Origin of the sequence: Paenibacillus agaridevorans, assembly GCF_003112455.1 — a bacterium.
GTDB lineage: Bacteria > Bacillota > Bacilli > Paenibacillales > Paenibacillaceae > Pristimantibacillus > Pristimantibacillus agaridevorans.
This window is the reverse complement of the sequence record NZ_BDQX01000070.1, coordinates 20,917-27,734: the sequence shown is the minus strand read 5'-3', so window position 1 is coordinate 27,734 and position 6,818 is coordinate 20,917. Positions and strand designations below refer to the sequence as shown.

At 52.4% G+C, this 6,818-nt stretch carries 5 protein-coding genes; 1 reads left to right on the top strand and 4 read right to left on the bottom strand.

Features of this window, described 5'->3' with window-relative positions:
• The coding region (locus PAT3040_RS07760) for an InlB B-repeat-containing protein (RefSeq protein WP_181376491.1) at window positions 1-1,619 on the bottom strand (1,619 nt) is incomplete at its 3' end.
• 463 nt (window positions 1,620-2,082) lie between these two features.
• Here PAT3040_RS07760 and PAT3040_RS07755 point away from each other — a divergent pair.
• On the top strand, window positions 2,083-2,586 hold the full coding sequence (locus tag PAT3040_RS07755) for a hypothetical protein (RefSeq protein ID WP_108992152.1): 504 nt from the start codon (window positions 2,083-2,085) through the stop codon (window positions 2,584-2,586).
• A 237-nt stretch (window positions 2,587-2,823) separates the two neighbouring features.
• On the opposite strand, the gene groL is transcribed toward PAT3040_RS07755, so the two are convergent.
• The 3 genes from groL to PAT3040_RS07735 form a co-directional block, all read right to left on the bottom strand.
• Window positions 2,824-4,461 (bottom strand): chaperonin GroEL, encoded by a 1,638-nt coding sequence (gene groL, locus PAT3040_RS07750; protein ID WP_087571120.1) that lies wholly within the window; start codon window positions 4,459-4,461, stop codon window positions 2,824-2,826.
• Window positions 4,462-4,529: 68 nt separating this feature from the next.
• Entirely contained in the window at window positions 4,530-4,811 is a 282-nt protein-coding gene (gene groES, locus PAT3040_RS07745; RefSeq protein WP_087571121.1) for a co-chaperone GroES, read from the bottom strand.
• Window positions 4,812-5,594: 783 nt separating this feature from the next.
• Entirely contained in the window at window positions 5,595-6,782 is a 1,188-nt protein-coding gene (locus PAT3040_RS07735; protein WP_108992150.1) for a DUF2264 domain-containing protein, read from the bottom strand.
• Window positions 6,783-6,818 lie beyond the last annotated feature (36 nt).

The following is a 6,818-nucleotide window of genomic DNA, read 5'->3' as shown; positions in this document are numbered from 1 at the left end:
GCCGTAAAGCCGTAAGGGCTCGTCAAGCCGCTATCGCTGTACCAGCCGCCGAACGTATAACCTGCCCGCGTCGGTTCGTCGGGTGCCGCAGCCACGGCGCCTTCTTCCACCGACTGGTCAGTCACTGCCGTGCCGCCGTTGCTGATGAATTTTACCGTGTAGCTGTTTTTTTGAACCATCGTCCACTTCGCATACAGCGTGATATCAGCCGTCACCACCGCTGTTGTGAAGTCGTATGCGGTCGTCAAGTTGCTATCGCTGTACCAGCCGCCGAACACATGATCCTTCTTCGTCGGCGCGCCAGGTGCCGCAGCTTTAGCGCCTTCGTTCACCGTCTGCTCAATCACCGTCGATCCGCCGTTACTGTTGAAGCTCACTGTGTATCTAGCCGTCCATTTGGCGTACAACGTCATGTTATCCGTTACCGGTGTCGCGAAACTGTAGCCGACTGTCAAGCTGCTGTCGCTGAACCAACCGCCGAACGTATAACCTTCCCGCGTCGGTGCGTCAGGTTCCGTAACCGTACCGCCATAATTCACTGGCTGACTATTAACCAATGGTCCGCCGTTACTGTCAAAGCTCACCGTAAAGCTTTTAATCGTCCACTTCGCGTACAAGGTAATTTTGCCCATCACCGCTGCCGTGAAGTCGTAGGGAATTGCCAAGCTGCTATCGCTATACCAGCCGCCGAACGTGTAACCTTCCTTTGTCGGCACTTCAGGTACCTCTGCCTTGGAGCCCTGTCTCACCGTCTGGCCAGTTACCGCTGTACCTCCGTTGCTCTCGAACGTAATCGCATACTCAGTAATGCTAATGCCTCCGCCACCGCTGTTGCCTCCGCCATTGCCGCCGGTGTTGCTGCTGGGTTCAGGCGTTGATGTTGGTATTGGTGTTGGCTTAGGCGTCGCCGTCGCTTGATTCTGCCCTTGCCACGCCTCAACAACCGCATTGCTGCGCATGAAGGTAACGGCAGCTTGCGCACGGGTCGCTTGGTCATGCGGGTTGAAGTTGCCATTGGCATCTCCAACGAACAAGCCTGCTTGCCACAACTTGATGACCGCATCAACAGCCCAAGGGGAAACCTTCGCGAGATCGGCAGGCTTCGTGGTTACGAGATTACTCTTTTGATAGGGAATCTGATGGCTTTCAAAATACCGCAAAGTCATCGTCACCATCTGCTCCCGGGATACGGTTGCATTTGGAGAAAAGTTCCCGTTGCCTGTGCCGTCGGTAATCCCTTTCTTAGCAGCCCACTCTACATATGGCGCATACCAAATCCCCGTCTGCACATCGGCAAAGGTCGAGATTGGATATTCGCTTACATCCACGCCTGCCATTCGGCCAAGCGCCGTCACATACATGGCACGCGTCATCGTGCCCTGGGGCGAGAAGCTGTCAACACCCGTCCCGTTGAATATGTCATTCTTCTGGACATAGAGAACCGCATCGTAGAACCAGTCCGTTGGACTAACATCTTGAAACCCGCTTGACTCGGCAGCTGTCGCCTGCTGCACCGGCATTAAGTTCACTGGCAGCAAGCCCACCAACATGCTGATAACGAGCATCAACGCCAGAATCCGTGATTTTATCTTCCATCCACGTTTTATTGCCTGCTTCAAACTCTTTCATCCCTTCTAGTAGCTGTTATGAATCTCTTTAATTGCCATACTGACTCTCTCATTCCCAATGCCAAAGACCTATAGCCCCTGCCAGTTACGTTAACCTTCCCTTCGTAACAACCAAATTACGACAGTAATTACGTAAATTTAGTTACTATTTTCCTACTATGTTATCATCGTCGATAGAAACACTGTCGAATTATAAAGAAAACTTTAAGTTTCATATATAGACTAATTTACTATGATAAAATTGGGGAAATCGATATCATCTATCATTCTTCGAGGGGACAATCGTGAAGGAATACAGAGTTGGTATTCAACGCTTACGAATCCTATGGAAGCAAATATGGGACAAACAAGAGAGTTCATTACTCTTACAACAAAACCGCCTTTCGAGATTAGTTATTAGGTATAGCCGACTGGTTATGCCTCTTTTTCTGCCTAACCAAAAGGAGCGAATAGTATGAAGTTTTTACGTGAGCCCCGGTTCTTCCCTCTTAAGATGCTTGTCATATACCTGATAGGTAAAGTCTGTATACTCTACTTCAATGACAGTGAATTCTCACTTGTAGCGGAACTTTGGGCAACACTTGGAATAGTTATTTTCTTCATTCTGATGCTTGCAATTGCCTGCGCGATTCCTGCAGAGAGCTATGATTCCTCTCCTCTACCCGTACAAGATAGTGTCTTGAAACGAATCAAACAGAGCATGTACTACAACATCGTAGACGGTCATCGAGGCCTCTTCAATGAACCGGACATACGTTTTGAAGAAAATAAAGTACGACTCACCTATACCAAGATCGAGAGCCCTGAAGAAGCCATAATAAAAATCGACGCGTACATATTAGTGCTGGAAGAAGTCAATACGAGCGTTGGGGATAAATACATTGAAGAGTTGCAGAAGATGCGGGCTGAGGCTCAATATATGATGCTGAACCCTGTAGAGCATACAGTGCATCTCTGAGGACCTGCATTACTTTAATCTTTACCTTCATGTGACCACGCAAAAAAGAGGCTTCGCAAAAGTTTGGTGAACTCATGCGAAACCTCTAATTTTTGCACTCCTGTGTGACCAAAATGTGACCACGGGGAGCTATGTTTAAGCTTGATTACCGCATGGAGCGTACTCTGCTCCATCGGCGGATGAAATCTACCGCTAATGCGCGGTCGCTCATCATCGAATTACTTCGATAATGATTTATTACATCATGCCGCCCATACCGCCCATGCCGCCCATGTCAGGCATGCCTGCGCCGCCAGCGCCCTTCGGCTCAGGCTTGTCGGCTACGACAGCCTCAGTTGTCAGGAACATAGCCGCTACGGAAGCAGCGTTTTGCAGTGCGGAACGCGTTACTTTCGCAGGGTCGACGATACCGGCGTCGAACATGTTGACCCACTCGCCAGTTGCAGCGTTGTAGCCGATGCCTACTGGCTCGTTTTTCAGACGCTCAACGATGACGGAGCCTTCTTGGCCTGCGTTTGCCGCGATTGTACGGATTGGCTCTTCCAGAGCGCGCAGGACGATGTTAACGCCAGTCGCCTCGTCGCCATTAGCCTCAACAGCTGCAACCGCTTTGTATACGTTAACCAGAGCCGTGCCGCCGCCGGATACGATACCTTCTTCCACCGCTGCGCGAGTGGAGTTCAGGGCGTCTTCGATGCGAAGCTTGCGCTCTTTCAATTCGGTTTCAGTAGCCGCGCCGACTTTGATTACCGCTACGCCGCCAGCCAGCTTGGCCAGACGCTCTTGCAGCTTCTCTTTGTCGAAGTCGGAAGTTGTTTCTTCCAATTGAACGCGAATTTGGTTTACGCGGGCAAGGATGTCGGCAGAGTCGCCGGCGCCTTCCACGATGATCGTGTTTTCTTTAGTGATACGAACTTGGCGAGCAGAGCCCAGTTGCTCTACTGTAGTGCCTTTGAGCTCAAGGCCGAGCTCTTCTGTAATCACTTGGCCGCCAGTCAGGGCAGCGATATCTTGCAGCATCGCTTTGCGGCGGTCGCCGAAGCCAGGAGCTTTAACCGCTACGCAAGTAAATGTACCGCGAAGTTTGTTCAGAACCAGCGTCGCTTGCGCTTCGCCTTCCACGTCTTCCGCGATGATCAGAAGCTGCTTGCCGGATTGTACAACCTTCTCCAGGACAGGCAGGATTTCTTGAATGTTCGTGATTTTTTTGTCCGTGATCAGGATGTAAGGGTTGTCGAGCACCGCTTCCATCTTGTCCGTGTCCGTGATCATGTATGGGGAGATGTAGCCGCGGTCGAATTGCATGCCTTCAACCACTTCCAGCTCCGTGTTAAAGCCTTTGGACTCTTCTACAGTGATAACGCCGTCGTTGCCGACTTTCTCCATTGCTTCCGCGATCAGTTGGCCCACTTCTTCGTCAGCGGAGGAGATGGAAGCAACTTGCGCAATGGATTGTTTGCCTTCGATTGGCTTGGAGATCGCTTTGAGCTCCGTTACGGCCGCTTTAACGGCTTTCTCGATGCCTTTGCGGATAACCATAGGGTTAGCGCCGGCTGTTACGTTTTTAAGACCTTCGCGAATCATCGCTTGAGCCAGAACGGTTGCAGTCGTCGTGCCGTCGCCGGCAACGTCGTTTGTTTTTGTAGCTACTTCTTTAACCAGTTGTGCACCCATGTTTTCGAATGCATCTTCCAGCTCGATTTCCTTCGCGATGGACACGCCGTCGTTCGTAATAAGCGGGCTGCCGAATTTCTTCTCGAGCACCACGTTGCGGCCTTTAGGACCAAGCGTTACTTTTACTGCATTAGCAAGAGCGTCAACGCCGCGCAGCATGGAACGGCGAGCGTCTTCGCTGAATTTAATTTCTTTAGCCATAATCGTTAACCTCCCGATTGGTTAGAATAAAGTATACGGAATCTAAATCTTATTGGAACCCGGCTCTCTTAGCCGAAAATCGCATGGATGTCGCTTTCCTTCATGATCAAATACTCTTTGCCTTCGTATTTGATTTCAGTTCCCGCATATTTGGAGAACAGAACGCGGTCGCCTTCTTTTACTTCCAATGCAACGCGTACGCCGTCTTTCAGCGATCCGCTGCCTACCGCGATGACTTTGCCTTCTTGCGGCTTTTCCTTCGCCGTATCCGGCAATACGATGCCGCTTGCAGTCGTTTCTTCCTTCGCGATTGGTTCGATCAATACGCGTTCACCCAAAGGTTTAATCATTGAAAATAGCCTCCTTCTAAATTTGTCGCATGATTTTTATTCGTTAGCACTCGTGAGCCTCTAGTGCTAACAACCATTTTTATCATACTCAACTTCCCATCCGATTTCAAGTGCCTAAGGACAAATTTTCGGTAAAAATAACGGTGCGACTACAGAATCTGATGTCTACTGCAGCAAGGTCGAACCTCGGTCTGTGCAACGTATCCGTTCAAACTTTACTCCCGCTAAGTAAAACCGTCAGGGTAGATCATCCTGACTGTCCTTTCCGTGCTAGCGCCAACTTTTGTGTGCCGCAACTCAGATTTGCTTCCCCCTCATCATCCTTTAAACGATCTGTTATTCGGTATCCGCTGGATAACGATAGCGTGAGGCGGGAGAGCCCATAACTACAACTATCAAACCCGCCACTTCCGCAGATAGTTGGAGCGTTAGCGCGGATCTCGCACCGCATGGTTCATTAAAGCGGGCTTTTCCGCTTTATTCTGCGGATCTCGCATCGCGCGGCTCATTAAAGCGGGGTTTTCCGCTTTATTCGGCGGATCTCGCACCGCACGGTTCATTAAAGCGGAGTTTTCCGCTTTATTCGGCGGATCTCGCATCGCGCAGCTTATTAAAGCGGTTTTTTCCGCTTTATTCGGCGCGGCGAGGCGCGTTTCGTTCCGAGAATGATAGGTCAAGTATAGAGAAAACTCATAACTTACTATTATTTAACAAACAAGCCTGCATGCCGACGACGGATCGACGGATGCAGGCTAGCAATGGCTATTGACTATTATGCCCTTGTTACGATTTCAAAGCAGTGTCGATCGGAATTTCGCCGCCGCTCCATACCGTCTTCGAGGTCCACGGCGCGTCCGGACCGCTCCAAAAGGGATGCGAGGCAGGGAGGCCGAGCGGAAGGAACGCCACCGCGCATAGATACAAGCTGCCCGTCGAAATGTAACTTTCGCCAATCTCCCGCTGATGTCCCGCCAAGCCGATCTTGAGCCAGCCTTCCGGCGTAAAGGTTCCCGGCGCGTCGAGCGTGCGCCGTAAAACAGCCGTCAGCGCGCATCGCACGCTCTCGGGAGAGAGCTCCTCCGGCAGCTCGCCGCGCAGCGCGCTCTGGGCGAGACTGTGGAACGCCCCGCAGCGATACGGGAGCGAACGCCCGATTGGAGGGAAGGAGCCGTCCGGTCCGATAAACCGCTCCTGTACGGCGGCATAGCGGATGGCCCGACGCTGTGCTGCATGGCGAATGTCATCCCATGTCCCATCCTGTCCTCGCATCGTCTCTAGCAGATCGATCAGCATGGGTTGAATGACGAAGCTGTTGTAATAGTCCCAATGAAATTCCGGCCCGTCTCCATAGGCGCCGTCTCCTTTGTACCATTGCTCGTGCTGCCGGATCGCGTAATCGATCCGCATGGGATCCCAGTCCGACTCGCCTGCCGCGAACAGCGCCGCTTCGATAAGGGCGGAGAACAGCAGCCAGTTGTTGTAACCAGGTTTGCGGGTGCGCGTCGCCTTCAGGGCGGCGACCACGTTGCGCTGCACGCCCGGATCCAGCTTCCGCCACAGCTCTTCCGGCGCGCGCAGCAGCGCCTGCGACAGGAACGCGGCGTCGACGATAGGCTGCCCGCCTTCCGAGAAGTTCATGAAATCCGGCGATTCCGGATTCGTGCCGGCATCAATGGCCGCTCTTGCCAGTTCCGCATAACGAAGACGCAGCTTTTCTTCCGCTTCTTCCTCCGCTCCGCCAGGCTGCTCCAGCCACGGCGCCATGCCGGCAAGCAGCCTGCCCAGAGCCTCCAGATGCGTAAATTGGGCGCGCTCCTTCTCCGTTCCGGGCTTGCATTCGACCGGCATGGCATCCTTTAGCCTCCGCTCTGCCAGCGCGTTCAAGACAGGATCGGCTACCTGCCCCAGCTTCTCCAGCCAATAAGCCCGTTCCGCCGCATGGGCAGCGCCCAAGTTTGCTTCTGTCATCATCCTCATCCTCTCTCCCATGGCCTTGCATTGTCTTGC